The following is a 14,898-nucleotide window of genomic DNA, read 5'->3' on the forward strand; positions in this document are numbered from 1 at the left end:
TTCCCGCACTCCAACAGAAAAACCTTTTGGTTGTGGTGATTGCTGCGCAAATCGGTTTCGCTTCGAACAGCTTGATTATGCTTGTTGACGTAGCCGATATCAGTCGTACCAAGGGACATTGAATTATCCCTTCATCACGTTGACGTCTTCCACGGCGATCGTGCCGCGGTTGCGGAAGAAGCAGACCAAAATGGCCAACCCGATAGCGGCCTCTGCGGCGGCCACGGTCAGCACGAACAGGGTAAAGACCTGCCCCACCATGTCGCCCAGGAAGCTGGAGAATGCCACGAGGTTCACGTTCACCGACAACAGCATCAGCTCGATCGACATCAGCAGGATGATCACGTTCTTCCTGTTCAGGAAAAGCCCGAAAATCCCGATGACGAACAGCGCCGCCGCCACCGTCAGGTAATGCTCCAGTCCAATCATGTCGTCCCTCCGGGCCGTGCCCGTTCGTTTGTCTTTTCATCCCGTCCCGGGCCTGACCCGGGACCTCTTTGTCTCTTGCCCGGACGCCCTGGCCCGGGAGGCCCCGGATCAGGTCCGGGGCGCGGGCAGCGGCATTACAACCCCTGCCCCGGTTTCACGTCTTTCAGTTCCATCGCCTTGGCCGGATCGCGGTACATCTGCGCCAGCACGTCCTGCCGCTTGACGTCCGAGCGGTGGCGCAGGGTCAGCACGATCGCGCCCATCATCGCCACCAGCAGGATCAGACCCGCAAGCTGGAACAGCAGGAAATACTTGTCATAAAGCAGCATCCCCAGCGCCTTGGTGTTCTCCAGGTCCGTGGGCGTGACGGCGGCGCGCGCGCCCTCGGCATCCGTGGCCATCTGCCAGTTGCCGAAGGCAATGCCGAACTGCATCAGCAGGATGATCCCGATCAGCAGGGCCAGCGGCATGTATTTCGCCATCTCCGCCTTCAGCTCGGCGAAATCCACGTCCAGCATCATCACCACGAATAGGAACAGCACGGCCACCGCGCCCACGTAGACGATGATCAAGAGCATCGCCACGAACTCCGCGCCCAGAAGAACGAAAAGACCGGCAGCCGACAAAAACGCCAGGATCAGCCACAGAACCGAGTGCACCGGGTTCCGGCTCACCACCGTGAACAACCCGCCGGCCAGCAGCGAGACCGCAAAGAGATAGAATGAAAACGCGGCGATGGTCATGTCTCACTGTCCTCGTCTTTGGCCTCGTCCATGACCTCGCGCGCGAAATCCATCGCCCGGTTCATGGACGGGATACCGGCGAACATCGCCATCATCGCGATGGTCTCGGCAATCTCGTCTTTCGTGGCGCCCGCCTCCAGCGCGTGGCGCACGGTCATCCTGATCTGCGTATCGCTTTGCGCGCCCAGCATGGTCAACCCCGCAAGCGTGATCAGCAGGCGCGTCTTGGCGTCCAGCCCGTCCTTGCTGATCCCCTTGCCGAACATCATCTCCATGAATTCCTTCGGCATGGTCGGCCACATCGCCTCGAACCCCTTGGGCGAGAACGACTCCAGCGCCGGATTCATGGTTTTCACCATCTCCTGCGCCTGCGCCATCATGGCCTCGAACGGGTTCGTGGGGTTGCTCATCTGTAAGGCGCGTCCATTTCCAGGTTACGGGCGATCTCGGCTTCCCACCGCTCGCCGTTCTCCAGCAGTTTCTGCTTGTCATAGAACAGCTCTTCGCGGGTCTCGGTGGCGAACTCGAAATTCGGCCCCTCCACAATGGCATCCACCGGGCAGGCCTCCTGGCAGAACCCGCAATAGATGCACTTGGTCATGTCGATGTCGTACCGCGTCGTGCGGCGGCTGCCGTCGTCGCGCGGCTCGGCGTCGATGGTGATCGCCTGCGCGGGGCAAATCGCCTCGCACAGCTTGCAGGCAATGCACCGCTCCTCGCCATTGGGATAGCGCCGCAGCGCGTGCTCGCCCCGGAACCGCGGGCTCAGCGGGCCCTTCTCGTGCGGGTAGTTCAGCGTCGCCTTGGGGGCAAAGAAGTATTTGAACCCCAGCTTGAAGCCGTTGAAGACATCCTTCAGCAGGAAGTACCCCGCCGCGCGTCCGTAATCGATCTGCGTCATGGTCGTCAGCCTCCCATTGCGTAGCGGGCCCAGAACGACCCGAAGACTTCGAATTTCGCCAGGAAGGACACGATGACCACCCAGGCGAGGCTCAGCGGCAGGAACACCTTCCACCCCAGCCGCATCAGCTGATCATAGCGGTAGCGCGGCGTGATCGCCTTCACCATGGCGAAGAGGAAGAAGAAGAACGCCATCTTCGCCACCATCCAGAACACCCCGTCCGGGATGCCCGGAATCGGCGACAGCCACCCGCCGAAGAACAGCAGGCTGGTCAGCGCACACATCAGGAAGATCGCGATATACTCGCCCGCCATGAACAGCAGGAAAGGCGTCGAGGAATATTCCACCTGATAGCCCGCCACCAGCTCCGATTCCGCTTCCGGCAGGTCGAAGGGCGGGCGGTTGGTTTCCGCCAGGCACGAGATGAAGAACAGGAACACCATCGGCAGGTGCGGCAGCCAGTACCAGCCGAAGAATCCGTAATTCGTATCCTGCGCCGCCACGATCGACCCGAAGTTCAGCGACCCGGTCGAGATGATCACCCCGATGATAATGAGGCCGATGCTGACCTCGTAGGAAATCATCTGCGCCGCCGAGCGCAGCGAGCCCAGGAACGGGTATTTCGAGTTCGAGGCCCAGCCGCCCATGATCACGCCGTAGACTTCCAGCGAAGACACGGCAAAGACAAAGAGGACCGCCACGTTGATATCCGACAGGACCCAGCCGTCATTCAGCGGAATCACCGCCCAGGCCAGCACCGCCAGCACGAAACTGGCCATCGGCGCCATCATGAACACCGTGCGGTCCGCGCCCGCCGGCACCACCACTTCCTTGACCACGTATTTCAGCGCGTCGGCCACCGTCTGCAACAGGCCATAGACACCCACCACGTTCGGCCCCCGCCGCATCTGCACCGCGGCCCAGATCTTGCGGTCGCCGTACACCAGGAACAGCAGCGAGATCATCACGAAGCCCACCACCGCAAGGCACTGCGCCATGATCAGGACAAAGGTCCCAAACGAGGTTGTCAGAAATTCAGCCATTCGTCCCTCATACCGTCGGTATCCCGTTCTCCGCACAGTTGGCGGCCACGACTTCCGCGTCGATCCTTATGATGCCGCCGGGCAGCGACGGCGAGATGGTGTAAACCGCATCTGCGGTCCAGATGCCACCCCGTTCGTCCACATTCGTGCGCACATGGCGCGCAAATCCGTATCCCCGGATCAGCGTGTACTCGGCCGCCGCGCATTCGGCGTATTGGCTCACGTCCTCGGCGTCCCGCGCCCCGGCCATCTCCACCCGGAAATTCACCAGGTCGCCGTCCAGCAGGCGCGTCTCGATTCCCCGGTACTCGGGGGTGAACGCCTCCTCCGGGTCCGCACCCGGCGCGGCACAGGCGGCCAGGCCCGCAAAGGCCATGACCGACAGCGCCCATATGCCGAACGCGGCTTGCGTCATTCCGCGGCCACCGGCGCTTCGCGGCGGTCCTTGGCGTTGGCGCTCAGCTCGGCCATCAGCGCGCTGGCGCGGGCAATCGGGTTGGTCAGGTAGTGATCGCCCAAGGCCGCCCCGATGGATCCCGCCGACGGCTCGACCTTTTCCACCATGGTCCAGTCGTTCTCGGGCACCGCGTCGATCTGCGCGACATGCGGCACCGCCTCTATCAGCGCGCGGCGCAGCTGCGCCAGGCTGTCAAAGGGCAGCACCGCGCCCATCTCGCCCGACAGCGCCCGCAGAATCGCCCAGTTCTCCTTGGCCTCGCCCGGCGGATGACCCGCGCGTAGCGCCAGCTGCGGACGGCCTTCGGTGTTCACGAAGACACCCTGTTCCTCGGTATAGGCGGCGGCAGGCAGGATGATGTCGGCGCGATGCGCGCCCCGGTCGCCATGGCTGCCCTGGTAGATGACCAGCGGCCCCTCCGCGATCTCGATCTCGTCGGCGCCAAGGTTATAGATCACGTCGGCCCCGTCCAGCGCCGCCGTCACGCCGCCCTCGGTCACACAGCCCGCATCCATCGCGCCCACGCGCGACGCGGCGGTGTGCAGCACCAGCATCCTGCCGCCCAGCTTCTCGGTCAGCTGCATCGCCGTGCTCAGCGCCGCAGGCCCGCCATCGCCGATCAGCGCGCCCTGCCCGACGATCACGATCGCGTCCTCGGTCTCCTTGGCGTCGGACAGCAGTTGCGGCAACACCCGGTTGCGCGCGCCCAGCTCGGTCGCCTCATAGGTCAATTCCGCCGGTTGCCCGGCATGGGTCACCTCCGCGCCGCGCAGCCACGCCTTGCGAATGCGCGCGTTCAGCACCGGCGACTCGTTGCCCGGGTCGGTGCCGATCAGCACGATCTTCTTGGCCGTGTCGATATCCTCGATGCGCGCCGTGCCCACATAGGCCGAGCGGTTGCCCGCCACCAGATGCGCGCCGTCCGTACGGCATTCCACGCGCCCGCCCTGGCCTTCGACCAGTTGTTTCAGCGCGAACGCCGCCTCCATCGGAACCAGATCGCCCACCAGGCCCGCCACGGTCTTGCCTTTCATCGCCTCGGCGGCCTTGCCCAACGCCTCGGGCCAGGTGGCCGGGCGCAGCTTGCCGTTCTCGCGGATGTATGGCCTGTCCAGCCGTTGCCGGCGCAGCCCGTCCCAGACGAACCGCGTCTTGTCGGAAATCCATTCCTCGTTCACGCCGTCATGGTTGCGCGGCAGGATGCGCATCACTTCGCGCCCTTTCGTGTCCACCCGAATGTTGGACCCCAGCGCATCCATCACGTCGATGGTTTCCGTCTTGGTCAGCTCCCACGGACGGGCCGTGAAGGCGTAAGGCTTGGAAACCAGCGCCCCAACGGGGCACAGGTCGATGATGTTGCCCTGCATGTTGCTGTCCAGCGTCTCGCCCAGATAGGCGGTGATCTCGGCATCCTCGCCCCGGCCGGTCTGGCCCATCTGGTTGATCCCCGCCACCTCGGTGGTGAAGCGCACGCAGCGGGTGCAGGAAATGCAGCGCGTCATGTGGGTTTCCACCAACGGGCCAAGATTCAGGTCCTCGGTCGCGCGTTTGGGCTCGCGATAACGGCTGAAGTCCACGCCGTAAGCCATTGCCTGGTCTTGCAAATCACACTCGCCGCCCTGGTCGCAGATCGGGCAGTCCAGCGGGTGGTTGATCAGCAGGAACTCCATCACGCCTTCACGCGCCTTCTTGACCATCGGGCTGTTCGTGCGCACGACCGGCGGCTGGCCCTCGGGACCGGGCCGCAAGTCGCGCACCTGCATGGCGCAGCTGGCCGCCGGTTTCGGCGGCCCGCCGACCACCTCCACAAGACACATCCGGCAATTGCCCGCGATCGACAGCCGCTCGTGGTAGCAAAAGCGCGGGATCTCGATCCCCACCTGCTCGCAGGCCTGGATCAGGGTCATCGCCCCGTCCACTTCCACTTCCTGATCGTCGATGATGATTTTGCGAAGGTCAGACATGAATTCTCACTTTGCTCTCAGAAGCTGCCCGATCTGGCTGCCGCTCGCCATTTCGGCTTGGCCCAGAACACACAGGCTTGCGGGGTCAAGATTGCTGGCCCCTTTCGATTTGAAATACGCGTTGCGCCGCTCGCGCATGGCCGCCTTGTTGGCGTCGTTGTTGATATACGCGTCGATCTCGGCCTCGCTGTAGCCGCGCTCGGCCGCCGCTTTCTTCAGCGCATTGGCATAGGATTGCGCCCGGAACAAGCGCCCGCCGATGCTGCCGCATTCGCGGCGGATCTTGTCGGCGGCCGCAAGGTGAAGCAGCCCCTGGTTGATCCCGGCCTCGTCCTTCAATCCCGCCTGCGCGGGCAGTGCCGCCGCCGTCAGGGCCGCGCCCAGGGCCAGGCCCACGATCTTGCTCGATACACGTTTCATATCTTCTTCCTTTCACGAAGGGCGCCCGGACCATCCGCCGCGCCATCTGCTGCGCAGATGGACGCGCATCCCGCTGTTATGCAATAACAGCCGACCCATGCCCTTGATATGAAAGGTGAATTTACCACAGAACGCATTTCCCGGTGAAGGTCAGCTTGTTGCCGTCGGGCTGCACCGTGCCGCGCGGCGCCAGCGGGCTGCGGTACCATTCGATTTCGGAGGTGCCGAAATTCTGCACGCAGTACCGCTTGCCCTCGTAGGCCCCCGCCGCCAGCGCGCCGTCATAGCCGCGATTGACCCGCGGCACCGTGACCACGAACAGCTCGCGGTTGTCCTTCGAGGCGGCCTTGGACTTCTGCTTGTAGAAGACGCCGTTGAACGTGACGCGATCGGCGTTGCGGGCGCATCCCGCCAGCATCGCACCCGCCATCAGCGCCATCACGAGGGTCCGCGCCCCCCGCCCGCTCAGGATATGTGTCATCGTCTTCACGCTCTTAGGCCTTTCGTTCTTGTCATTCCGCCGCCACCGGGGCGCAGCCGCGGGTCCGCCACAGCCTGGCCTCTTCCAGGTACGACCAGCCAAAGGCATGGTCGCTGTCGCCCTGCGCCTTCAGGTGGTCCAGCCGTTCCAGCGCCTCGCCCAGCGTCGGCCGATGCCCCTGCGGCACCCACCACATGACGAAATGCATGTCGCCCATCACCTCGAACCACTCGGCCCGGCGTTCATAGAACTGCCGGTGCACGGTGTTCCAGACGAAATTCTCCAGGCTCTCCACGTCCTCCCAGACGGTCAGGTTGGCCACGAACCGCGGATCGCCGCCGATGGCATTCCCGGTGTTGCCCGTGCCCGGTTCGCCCGAGCCTTCCATCATCCACACGAATCCCGGCATCCGCTTGCCCATGCCGTTGATCCGGTCGAGCGCGCCCATGAACTCCGCCACGCGCGGGTCATCGGTGGACGCGACAAGGCGACCGACATTCAGCTGGGCTAATTGGTATGTTCCATCCATCGGCACCCTACTCCGCCGCCACGGCGGACACGCGGCCCGTCTTCTGCGCCTTGATGCGGTCCTCGATCTCGTCGCGGAAATTGCGAATGAGGCCCTGGATCGGCCAGGCCGCCGCATCGCCCAGGGCACAGATCGTGTGCCCCTCGACCTGTTTGGTGACGTCGAACAGCATGTCGATCTCCTCGACCTCCGCCTCGCCTTTCACCAGCCGGTCCATCACCCGCATCATCCAGCCGGTGCCCTCGCGGCAGGGCGTGCATTGCCCACAGCTTTCGTGCTTGTAGAATTTCGACAGCCGCCAGATCGCCTTGATGATGTCGGTGCTCTGGTCCATCACGATCACCGCTGCGGTGCCCAGGCTCGATCCGACCTCGCGCAGTGCGTCGAAATCCATGATCGCGTCCTTCATGTTCTCGCCGCGCACGCACGGCACGGACGAGCCGCCGGGAATGACCGCCTTCAGGTTGTCCCAGCCGCCTCTGATGCCGCCGCAATGCTTGTCGATCAACTCTTCAAAGCTGATCGACATCGCGTCCTCGACCACGCACGGGTGGTTCACATGGCCCGACACGGCAAAGATCTTGGTGCCCGCGTTGTTGGGCCGCCCGAAGCTTGCGAACCAGTCCGCGCCGCGCCGCAGGATCGTCGGCACCACCGCGATGCTCTCGACGTTGTTCACAGTCGTGGGGCAGCCATAAAGCCCCGCACCCGCCGGAAACGGCGGCTTCATCCGGGGCATCCCCTTCTTGCCTTCGAGGCTCTCCAGCAGCGCGGTTTCCTCGCCGCAGATATAGGCCCCCGCGCCATGCGCCAGGTAAAGATCGAAATCATAGCCCGACTTGCAGGCGTTCTTGCCGATCAGACCGGCCTCGTAGGCTTCGTCGATGGCCGCCTGCAACGCCTCTTTCTCGCGGATATATTCACCGCGGATGTAGATGTAACAGGCGTGGGCCTGCATCGCGTAGCTGGCAATCAGGCAGCCCTCGACCAGCGTGTGCGGATCGTGCCGCATGATCTCGCGGTCCTTGCAGGTGCCGGGCTCGGATTCGTCGGCATTGACCACAAGGTAGGCGGGCCGCCCGTCGCTTTCCTTGGGCATGAAGGACCACTTCAGACCGGTCGGAAAGCCCGCGCCGCCCCGGCCGCGCAGCCCGCTGGCCTTCATCTGTTCGACGATCCACTCGCGCCCGTTCTGCAGGATGGTCCTGGTGCCGTCCCAATGGCCACGCGCCTGCGCGCCCTTCAGGCTGCGGTCGTGCATCCCGTAGAGATTGGTAAAGATACGATCCTGATCGTCCAGCATCAGATAACCCCTAGTTTCCCCGGCTGTCGCGCCAGATTTGATAGATGAGCCAGAAGGCGAACAAAAACCCCGCCAGCGCCACAAGGTCGAAGGCGAGGCGCAGCTCGGTGCTGAACCCCTCCTTCTCGCCGATCAGGGTGACGAGCACCCAGAACACGCCCGTTCCGGCAATCACCAGCCCGGCGCGTCGGCCCTTTTTCGGCACTTGGTCGCGGTTGCTCATGCGCCTCGCTCATTCAGTACACGTTGCCCTTGTCCACGCGCTTCGAGAACTCGGTCTCGCCGCCCGCGGCCAGGGTTTTCGCCTGGTCGATCCAGTTGTCCCGGCTGACCCGGCCCTTGAAACCGATCAGGTTCGCATCGACCCAGGCCACCTCCTGGTCCGTCCAGTTGGCGATCTGGTCGAAATGGTAGAACCCCATGTCGTGCAGCACGCCTTCCAGCTTGGGCCCGACGCCCTTGATTTCCTTCAGGTTGTCGGCGCTGCCGCCGCGCGGTCCGTCCAAGGTGGCGGGCTTGGTGCCCACGTTCTCTTCGCCCGTGTCCGCGGCCTTGGCCTTCGGCTTGGCCGCCGCCGTCTTCGCCTTGGTCTTTTTCGCCGGTTTGGGCGCGGCCTTCGGCGCCGCGTCCACCTTGGCGCCCGCTTCGGCATCCGTGGTGGCCGAGGTAAAGGTCGGGTCCTGCGCCGTGGCCGCATCGTTGCCGCCCGAATGCGTCTCGGCCCGCATCGCAACCTTGTCGCTGCCCGCCGCTGCCGCACTTGTGCTTGCCGCCGCGGCAGTGGTGCCCATACCGGTGCGCGCGTTCAGCGGATCGGCCTTGTTCGGCAGGATCGGCTCGGGCTCGGTCCCCATCGGCGGGTTGGGCTTGGGCGGGTTGGGCACGGGCGCTTTCGGCGCAGGCGTGCCGCGGTCCTTCGGTGCATTCGCCTTGGGCGGGCCAGAGGGCTTGCCGCCACCCGATGCCACTGCCGCCGCGCTTCCCTCGGGCATCTCCTCCATCTGCCCCAGATCCGCGTTTTCGCCGGTGCAGAAGACCTGCAACAGCACCAGCGCCATGAACACGCCCATCGCCAGCCCCAGCAGAAGCGCCGCGAAGATCCCGACCTTGCCGGTGGCGGCGTAGATCGCGATGATCCCCGCCCCGACACCGACGCCCAAGCATACCAGCTTGCACTGTGACTTCAGTATATCATCGAACATGGCTCAACTCCCTTTGGCGTGAAGATCGTCTAGTAGACGTCCCCCTTTTTGACTTTCTTAGAAAATTCCGTCGTCCCGCCATCGGCCAGCGTCCGCGCCTGGGCGACCCAGTCGTCCCGGCTGACCCGGCCCTTGAAGCCTTCCAGGTTCTGATCCACCCAGGCCACCTCCCGTGGCCCCCATGCGGCGATCTGGTCGAAATGGTAAAAGCCCATGGAATGCAGAAGCTGCTCCAGCTTCGGCCCCACGCCCTTGATCAGCTTCAGGTCATCCGGCCCGCCCTCGCGGGCAGCGACAAGCGTCTCGGGCTTGGTGCCCTCATCGACGTCCGCCGCTGCGGGTTTGGCCGGCTTGGCCTTGTCGCTCTTGTCCTCGCCAGCCGGTTCGTCCTTGGACACCGGGTTGGCCTTGCTCTTGGCCGGTGCCTCGGCCTTGGTCGCGCCGGTATCGTCGGCCGGCCTGCCTTCCGAGCGGTCGGGCTTCGGCGCCTTCAGCCCCGGATTGGCCGGCGACTCGTTCAGCTTCACCTTCGGCGGCGCGGGCTGATGGTTGGCGCCATGTTCGCGCCACGGCGCCACCAGAGGCACCTCGCTGCCGTCGATCCGCTTGATCGTGTCGCCCAGGTCCACCGCGCGCTGCACCGAGCCATTGTATTTCGTGTGGCCCGAATCGAATTCCTTCAGCGTCGTCAGTCCCGCCTTGGGTTCCGACGCATAGCGCCCGTTCTGCGGCCCCGGCACCGGCACCGTGCCGGCGGCGAACTCGTCGATCATCTCGGCGAACCGCTCGGCGGTCAGGTCCTCGTAGTAATCCTTGCCGATCTGCGCCATTGGTGCATTGGCGCAGGCGCCCAGGCACTCGACCTCTTCCCAGCTGAACTTGCCGTCCGCGCTGACGGTATGCGGCTTGTCGGCAATCTTCTCGCGGCAGACCCCGATCAGGTCCTCGGCCCCGCAGATCATGCAGGACGTGGTGCCGCAAATCTGGAAATGCGCCACGCTGCCCACCGGAGACAGCTGGAACATGAAGTAGAAGCTGGCCACTTCCAGCGCCCGGATATGCGCCATTTCCAGCATCTCGGCGATATGCTCGATCGCCGGACGGGTCAACCAGCCCTCCTGCTCCTGCGCACGCCACAAAAGCGGGATGATGGCACTCGCCTGGCGCCCCTGCGGGTATTTCGAGATCTGCGCCTCGGCCCACGCCTGGTTGTCGGGCGTGAAGGCAAAGCTCTCGGGCTGTTCTCTGTGTAGACGTCTCAGCATCAGGCTGCGCACGCTCCTGTCGTCATTCTGATCCCGCCGCCCTCAAGGCGCACGGCGCGTTCGGTTGTCACCATGTAGGCGGCCATCTGGGTCGATTGCTCGCGGGTCAGGCCGGTCTGCAATTCGACCGGCAGGTAATCCGCCTCGGTCTTCAGGGTGCAGCCGATGCTGGCCACCGCGACCTGGAACTTGGCCACGTCCTGCTCGCCCGTTCCCTCGGGCGGCGCGGTGCAGCCTGCGACGATCCCCATCGCCGCAGCGGCGCCCATCAAACCCAGTCTTGTCTTCATCGTCTCGTCTCTCCAAACCGTCGCCGCCCCTGTCCGGCCTTGTTTTTCTACGGGGAAAAGTGCTGTTGTCCCGCCTAGCGGTCGATCTCCCCAAAGACCACGTCCATCGTCCCGATGATCGCCGCCACATCGGCCAGCTGGTGCCCGCCCGCGACATGATCCATCGCCTGCAGGTGCAAAAAGCCCGGCGCGCGCAGCTTGGCGCGATACGGCTTGTTGGTGCCGTCCGACACCAGGTAGACGCCGAACTCGCCCTTGGGCGCCTCGACGGCGCAATAGACCTCGCCCTCGGGCACGTGGAACCCTTCGGTATACAGCTTGAAGTGATGGATCAGCGCCTCCATCGAGGTCTTCATCTCGCCCCGCTTCGGCGGCGTGATCTTGCCCCGCGACAGGATATCGCCCTGTCCCTCGGGCGCGCGCAGCTTCTCGATGGCTTGCAGGATGATCGACACCGACTGGCGCATCTCCTCCATCCGGCACAGGTAACGGTCATAGCAGTCGCCGTTCTTGCCCACCGGGATCTTGAACTCGAACTCGTCGTAGCACTCATAGGGCTGCGCCCGGCGCAGGTCCCACGCCATGCCGCTGCCGCGCACCATCACGCCCGAAAAGCCCCAGTCCAGCGCCTCCTGCTGGCTGACCACGCCGATATCGGCGTTGCGCTGCTTGAAGATGCGGTTCTCCGTCAGCAACCCGTCGATATCCTCCATGAACTTCGGAAACTCGTCCCGCGCCCAGATCTCGATATCGTCCAGGAGTTCCGGCGGCAGGTCCTGGTGCACGCCGCCCGGCCGGAAATAGGCCGCGTGCAGCCGCGCGCCACAGGCCCGTTCGTAGAACACCATCAGCTTCTCGCGTTCCTCGAACCCCCACAGCGGCGGGGTCAGCGCGCCCACGTCCATCGCCTGCGTGGTGACGTTCAGCAGGTGGTTCAGCACCCGCCCGATTTCCGAGTAGAGCACCCGAATGAGGCTCGCGCGGCGCGGCACCTCGACGCCGGTCAACTTCTCGATGGCCAGGCACCAGGCATGTTCCTGATTCATCGGCGCCACGTAATCTAGCCGGTCGAAATAAGGCAGGTTCTGCAGGTAGGTCCGGCTTTCCATCAGCTTCTCGGTGCCACGGTGCAACAGGCCGATATGCGGGTCGCACCGCTCCACGATCTCGCCGTCCAGCTCCAGCACAAGGCGCAGCACGCCGTGCGCCGCCGGGTGCTGCGGCCCGAAGTTGATGTTGAAGTTGCGGATCTTCTGCTCGCCGGTCTCGGTATCGGCAAAGCCCTTCGTCAACGTGTTGGAGCCGTCCATCATCCTTGGTCTCCTTATCCTCTATCGTCCGCGCGGGGGCCGAACGCCATCAGGTACAAGAGCGCCAGCGCGCCCAGCGGAAAGATCGCCACCAGCGCCCATGCGCTGGCGATGCCGTAGCCCGGCAGAAGCTTCCAGAAGGGAACCACGAACGCCGCCATGAAGAGTATCACCCAAAGCATGTCCGTGTCGTCCCTTTCGCGCCCCGGTTCACTTGGCCTTCTCGTCGGTTTTCTCGTCGCCCGGCAGGATGTAATCGGCACCCTCCCACGGACTCATGAAATCGAACTGCCGGTATTCCTGCACCAGCTTCACCGGCTCGTAGACCACGCGCTTCTGCACCTCGTCATAGCGCACCTCGGTATAGCCCGTGGTCGGGAAATCCTTGCGCAACGGAAAGCCGCGAAAGCCGTAATCGGTCAGGATGCGCCGCAGGTCCGGGTGGCCGCTGAACAGGATGCCGAACATGTCGAACACCTCGCGCTCGAACCAGTTGGCCGAAGGATGCACATCCGTGATCGACGGCACCATGTCCTCCTCGCGCACCGCTACGCGCAGCCGAATGCGGTGGTTCTGGTACATGCTGAGGAAATGATAGACCACGTCGAACCGCTTGGGCCGGTCCGGGTAATCCACGCCGGTGATGTCCACCAGCGTCGAAAAACGGCAGTTCGGATCGTTTTTCAGGAACTCCACCAGGCCTTTCAGGCTCGACAGGGTCACGGTCACGTTCAGCTCGCCATGATCGACCGACCAGCCGGACACGCAATCGGGCCGGCGGCCCTCGATATGGTGCCCAAGTTCGGTTAGCGCGTCACTCATCTTGCATCCCCCAAAGGCGCCTCAGCGCACGATCGTCCCTGTGCGCCGGATTTTCCGTTGCAGCTGCATGATCCCGTACACCAGCGCCTCCGCCGTGGGCGGGCAGCCGGGCACATACACATCCACCGGCACGATCCGGTCACAGCCGCGCACCACCGAATAGCTGTAGTGGTAGTATCCGCCGCCATTGGCGCAGGAGCCCATGCTGATCACGTAGCGCGGCTCGGGCATCTGGTCGTAGACCTTGCGCAGCGCCGGCGCCATCTTGTTGGTCAGCGTGCCGGCCACGATCATCAGGTCCGACTGGCGCGGGCTGGCGCGCGGAGCGGTGCCGAACCGTTCCAGGTCATAGCGTGGCATCGAGGTGTGCATCATCTCGACGGCACAGCAGGCCAGACCAAACGTCATCCAGTGCAGGCTGCCGGTGCGGGCCCAGTTGATGATGTCCTCTGTCGAGGTCACCAGGAACCCCTTGTCCTGCAACTCGCGGTTCAGCGCCTGCGTGGCGGTGTCGCGCTGGTAATCGTCGGCATAGGCCTCCAGCGGCACCTGGCTCGACGGTCCGGTCTTGATCCGCGGAGACTGATAGCCCTCGCTTTGCACCTCGGTGACCATCTCGTCATCGGTGGTGTGCGCGGTCTTGTCCTCTACTGCCATTCCATCGCCCCTTTCCGCCATTCATAGGCAAACCCGGCCGTCAGCACGCCCAGGAAGACCATCATCGACCAGAACGCCGTCATGCTCAGGTCCTGGAACGCCACCGCCCAGGGAAACAGCATCGCGATCTCCAGATCGAAGATGATGAACAGGATCGAGACAAGGTAAAACCGGACATCGAACTTCATCCGTGCGTCGTCGAAGGCGTTGAAGCCGCATTCGTAGGCGCTGACCTTTTCGGGGTCGGGGTGGCGCACGGCCAGCACGACCGCGGCGAGGATCAGGACCAGTCCAAGACCGATGGCGATACCCAGAAGAACGAGAACAGGGAGGTACTCCCTCAGCATCTCTTCCACGTGTGGCTCCTTTCATGCGCCGGGCCGTCGCACGGGCCGGGCATAAGATTGGCGTGTAGTACTCGTCAGGGTTTACCCCTGCCCCGGAGCAGGGTCAACCAAGCGGGACGTGAATTCAAGGCGCCCGGCGCAGGGCGAACCCCTTGAATACCGTGGTATATCGAATTTGGGGGCCCCGGACCGCCTTGGGCAAATTGACGCGAGTTCCGGGCGCACCACAAATGCGCCCCTCCGGACCGGCGCGGCCCCGGCTCCAGCCCCACGCAGGACGACCGGCCCAGCGCCTCCGCGCGCCCTGCGCCGTGCCGTCGCGCGCTTTGTTGTCGCGCGGATTAGAGGCCGCCACAGCCTCTGGACCCGGCAGGGACTGACACCGCGTCAGTTCGCATTCTTCTCGCAACCTGGACGCACCGTCCTCACGCACGTCCTGTGCCAACGCTGCACCCGTTTTTCGTGCTGTCCCCACCTCGGGCGTGCCGCGTAAATATGCGCCCGACACCTCTTGTCCCCGCCGCACCGTGTAGTCGCGCCTTGTCCCCTCGCGCGGCACAGAGGCTGCCACGGCCCCTGCACCCGGCAGGGACTGGCGCCGCGCCAGGTCCGCAGCCTTTTCGCAAGTCAGTATCCTCACGCCACGCCTATATCATCCCTGCGCCCCATTCGTGCGGCCTCCACCTTCGGTTTTGCCGCGAATATTTGTGCCATGCTCCTCCCTGGCCTTCCGAT

General features: G+C 64.4%; 20 protein-coding genes. All 20 read right to left on the reverse strand.

Translation table 11 applies throughout. The features are described 5' to 3' along the window. Positions 1-123: 123 nt before the first annotated feature. The 20 genes from nuoK to FIU89_RS12200 all read right to left on the reverse strand — a co-directional run bounded on the left by nuoK (position 124) and on the right by FIU89_RS12200 (position 14,172). On the reverse strand, positions 124-429 hold the full coding sequence (gene nuoK / locus FIU89_RS12110; protein WP_057789867.1) for an NADH-quinone oxidoreductase subunit NuoK: 306 nt from the start codon (positions 427-429) through the stop codon (positions 124-126). A 134-nt stretch (positions 430-563) separates the two neighbouring features. Further along, positions 564-1,172 (reverse strand): NADH-quinone oxidoreductase subunit J, encoded by a 609-nt coding sequence (locus FIU89_RS12115; protein ID WP_152492835.1) that lies wholly within the window; start codon positions 1,170-1,172, stop codon positions 564-566. Then, on the reverse strand, positions 1,169-1,582 hold the full coding sequence (locus tag FIU89_RS12120; protein WP_152492836.1) for a carboxymuconolactone decarboxylase family protein: 414 nt from the start codon (positions 1,580-1,582) through the stop codon (positions 1,169-1,171). Before FIU89_RS12120 ends, FIU89_RS12115 begins: the two co-directional genes overlap by 4 nt. Continuing rightward, positions 1,579-2,073 carry an NADH-quinone oxidoreductase subunit NuoI gene (gene nuoI, locus FIU89_RS12125; protein WP_103761514.1) on the reverse strand — a complete coding sequence of 165 codons (495 nt, stop codon included), beginning with the start codon at positions 2,071-2,073 and terminating at the stop codon, positions 1,579-1,581. Before nuoI ends, FIU89_RS12120 begins: the two co-directional genes overlap by 4 nt. Positions 2,074-2,078: 5 nt before the next feature. Beyond that, positions 2,079-3,116 carry an NADH-quinone oxidoreductase subunit NuoH gene (gene nuoH, locus FIU89_RS12130; RefSeq protein ID WP_152492837.1) on the reverse strand — a complete coding sequence of 346 codons (1,038 nt, stop codon included), beginning with the start codon at positions 3,114-3,116 and terminating at the stop codon, positions 2,079-2,081. Between the two features lie 7 nt (positions 3,117-3,123). After that, positions 3,124-3,492, reverse strand: a complete 369-nt coding sequence (locus tag FIU89_RS12135; RefSeq protein ID WP_172978195.1) for a hypothetical protein — start codon at positions 3,490-3,492, stop codon at positions 3,124-3,126. A 35-nt stretch (positions 3,493-3,527) separates the two neighbouring features. After that, positions 3,528-5,537, reverse strand: a complete 2,010-nt coding sequence (gene nuoG, locus FIU89_RS12140; RefSeq protein WP_152492839.1) for an NADH-quinone oxidoreductase subunit NuoG — start codon at positions 5,535-5,537, stop codon at positions 3,528-3,530. A gap of 6 nt (positions 5,538-5,543) precedes the next feature. Continuing rightward, positions 5,544-5,957, reverse strand: coding sequence for a DUF5333 domain-containing protein (locus tag FIU89_RS12145; protein ID WP_152492840.1), 414 nt, complete (start codon positions 5,955-5,957; stop codon positions 5,544-5,546). 121 nt (positions 5,958-6,078) lie between these two features. Beyond that, entirely contained in the window at positions 6,079-6,438 is a 360-nt protein-coding gene (locus FIU89_RS12150) for a hypothetical protein (protein ID WP_172978099.1), read from the reverse strand. Positions 6,439-6,469: 31 nt separating this feature from the next. Beyond that, complete coding sequence (locus FIU89_RS12155) at positions 6,470-6,967, reverse strand: DUF3291 domain-containing protein (RefSeq protein ID WP_152492842.1); 498 nt, start codon at positions 6,965-6,967, stop codon at positions 6,470-6,472. A 7-nt stretch (positions 6,968-6,974) separates the two neighbouring features. Beyond that, positions 6,975-8,270: an NADH-quinone oxidoreductase subunit NuoF gene (gene nuoF / locus FIU89_RS12160; RefSeq protein WP_152492843.1), complete on the reverse strand. Its 1,296-nt coding sequence runs from the start codon at positions 8,268-8,270 to the stop codon at positions 6,975-6,977. Positions 8,271-8,280: 10 nt separating this feature from the next. Continuing rightward, positions 8,281-8,493 (reverse strand): DUF5337 domain-containing protein, encoded by a 213-nt coding sequence (locus tag FIU89_RS12165; protein WP_057789890.1) that lies wholly within the window; start codon positions 8,491-8,493, stop codon positions 8,281-8,283. Positions 8,494-8,506: 13 nt separating this feature from the next. Continuing rightward, positions 8,507-9,472: a hypothetical protein gene (locus FIU89_RS22610; protein ID WP_254701660.1), complete on the reverse strand. Its 966-nt coding sequence runs from the start codon at positions 9,470-9,472 to the stop codon at positions 8,507-8,509. 29 nt (positions 9,473-9,501) lie between these two features. Continuing rightward, positions 9,502-10,737, reverse strand: coding sequence for an NADH-quinone oxidoreductase subunit E (locus FIU89_RS12175; RefSeq protein WP_152492844.1), 1,236 nt, complete (start codon positions 10,735-10,737; stop codon positions 9,502-9,504). Next, positions 10,737-11,027, reverse strand: coding sequence for a hypothetical protein (locus FIU89_RS12180; protein WP_254701661.1), 291 nt, complete (start codon positions 11,025-11,027; stop codon positions 10,737-10,739). The genes FIU89_RS12175 and FIU89_RS12180 overlap by 1 nt, the downstream gene beginning before the upstream one ends. Before the next feature lie 74 nt (positions 11,028-11,101). Continuing rightward, positions 11,102-12,340, reverse strand: coding sequence for an NADH-quinone oxidoreductase subunit D (locus tag FIU89_RS12185; RefSeq protein ID WP_152492845.1), 1,239 nt, complete (start codon positions 12,338-12,340; stop codon positions 11,102-11,104). A gap of 11 nt (positions 12,341-12,351) precedes the next feature. Next, a complete protein-coding gene (locus FIU89_RS22300; RefSeq protein WP_172978100.1) occupies positions 12,352-12,519 on the reverse strand; it encodes a hypothetical protein in 168 nt (55 codons plus the stop codon). Positions 12,520-12,547: 28 nt separating this feature from the next. Next, the gene (locus FIU89_RS12190; RefSeq protein WP_152492846.1) at positions 12,548-13,159 is read right to left on the reverse strand and encodes an NADH-quinone oxidoreductase subunit C; all 612 of its coding nucleotides are present in this window, start codon (positions 13,157-13,159) and stop codon (positions 12,548-12,550) included. Positions 13,160-13,180: 21 nt separating this feature from the next. Continuing rightward, on the reverse strand, positions 13,181-13,816 hold the full coding sequence (locus tag FIU89_RS12195; RefSeq protein ID WP_254701662.1) for an NADH-quinone oxidoreductase subunit B family protein: 636 nt from the start codon (positions 13,814-13,816) through the stop codon (positions 13,181-13,183). Then, on the reverse strand, positions 13,807-14,172 hold the full coding sequence (locus FIU89_RS12200) for an NADH-quinone oxidoreductase subunit A (protein ID WP_152492847.1): 366 nt from the start codon (positions 14,170-14,172) through the stop codon (positions 13,807-13,809). The genes FIU89_RS12195 and FIU89_RS12200 overlap by 10 nt, the downstream gene beginning before the upstream one ends. Positions 14,173-14,898 lie beyond the last annotated feature (726 nt).

Source organism: Roseovarius sp. THAF27, assembly GCF_009363655.1.
Taxonomy (GTDB): domain Bacteria; phylum Pseudomonadota; class Alphaproteobacteria; order Rhodobacterales; family Rhodobacteraceae; genus Roseovarius.

Excerpts from the sequence above, each read along its gene's own strand:
- FIU89_RS12185 (WP_152492845.1), bottom strand. The coding sequence starts at position 12,340 with ATGATGGACGGCTCCAACACGTTGACGAAGGGCTTTGCCGATACCGAG.
- nuoH (WP_152492837.1), bottom strand. The coding sequence starts at position 3,116 with ATGGCTGAATTTCTGACAACCTCGTTTGGGACCTTTGTCCTGATCATG.
- FIU89_RS12175 (WP_152492844.1), bottom strand. The coding sequence starts at position 10,737 with ATGCTGAGACGTCTACACAGAGAACAGCCCGAGAGCTTTGCCTTCACG.
- FIU89_RS22300 (WP_172978100.1), bottom strand. The coding sequence starts at position 12,519 with ATGCTTTGGGTGATACTCTTCATGGCGGCGTTCGTGGTTCCCTTCTGG.
- FIU89_RS12195 (WP_254701662.1), bottom strand. The coding sequence starts at position 13,816 with ATGGCAGTAGAGGACAAGACCGCGCACACCACCGATGACGAGATGGTC.
- FIU89_RS12190 (WP_152492846.1), bottom strand. The coding sequence starts at position 13,159 with ATGAGTGACGCGCTAACCGAACTTGGGCACCATATCGAGGGCCGCCGG.
- FIU89_RS12145 (WP_152492840.1), bottom strand. The coding sequence starts at position 5,957 with ATGAAACGTGTATCGAGCAAGATCGTGGGCCTGGCCCTGGGCGCGGCC.
- nuoF (WP_152492843.1), bottom strand. The coding sequence starts at position 8,270 with ATGCTGGACGATCAGGATCGTATCTTTACCAATCTCTACGGGATGCAC.
- nuoG (WP_152492839.1), bottom strand. The coding sequence starts at position 5,537 with ATGTCTGACCTTCGCAAAATCATCATCGACGATCAGGAAGTGGAAGTG.
- FIU89_RS12155 (WP_152492842.1), bottom strand. The coding sequence starts at position 6,967 with ATGGATGGAACATACCAATTAGCCCAGCTGAATGTCGGTCGCCTTGTC.
- nuoK (WP_057789867.1), bottom strand. The coding sequence starts at position 429 with ATGATTGGACTGGAGCATTACCTGACGGTGGCGGCGGCGCTGTTCGTC.
- FIU89_RS12150 (WP_172978099.1), bottom strand. The coding sequence starts at position 6,438 with ATGACACATATCCTGAGCGGGCGGGGGGCGCGGACCCTCGTGATGGCG.
- FIU89_RS12165 (WP_057789890.1), bottom strand. The coding sequence starts at position 8,493 with ATGAGCAACCGCGACCAAGTGCCGAAAAAGGGCCGACGCGCCGGGCTG.
- FIU89_RS12120 (WP_152492836.1), bottom strand. The coding sequence starts at position 1,582 with ATGAGCAACCCCACGAACCCGTTCGAGGCCATGATGGCGCAGGCGCAG.
- FIU89_RS12115 (WP_152492835.1), bottom strand. The coding sequence starts at position 1,172 with ATGACCATCGCCGCGTTTTCATTCTATCTCTTTGCGGTCTCGCTGCTG.
- nuoI (WP_103761514.1), bottom strand. The coding sequence starts at position 2,073 with ATGACGCAGATCGATTACGGACGCGCGGCGGGGTACTTCCTGCTGAAG.
- FIU89_RS12180 (WP_254701661.1), bottom strand. The coding sequence starts at position 11,027 with ATGAAGACAAGACTGGGTTTGATGGGCGCCGCTGCGGCGATGGGGATC.
- FIU89_RS12135 (WP_172978195.1), bottom strand. The coding sequence starts at position 3,492 with ATGGCCTTTGCGGGCCTGGCCGCCTGTGCCGCGCCGGGTGCGGACCCG.
- FIU89_RS22610 (WP_254701660.1), bottom strand. The coding sequence starts at position 9,472 with ATGTTCGATGATATACTGAAGTCACAGTGCAAGCTGGTATGCTTGGGC.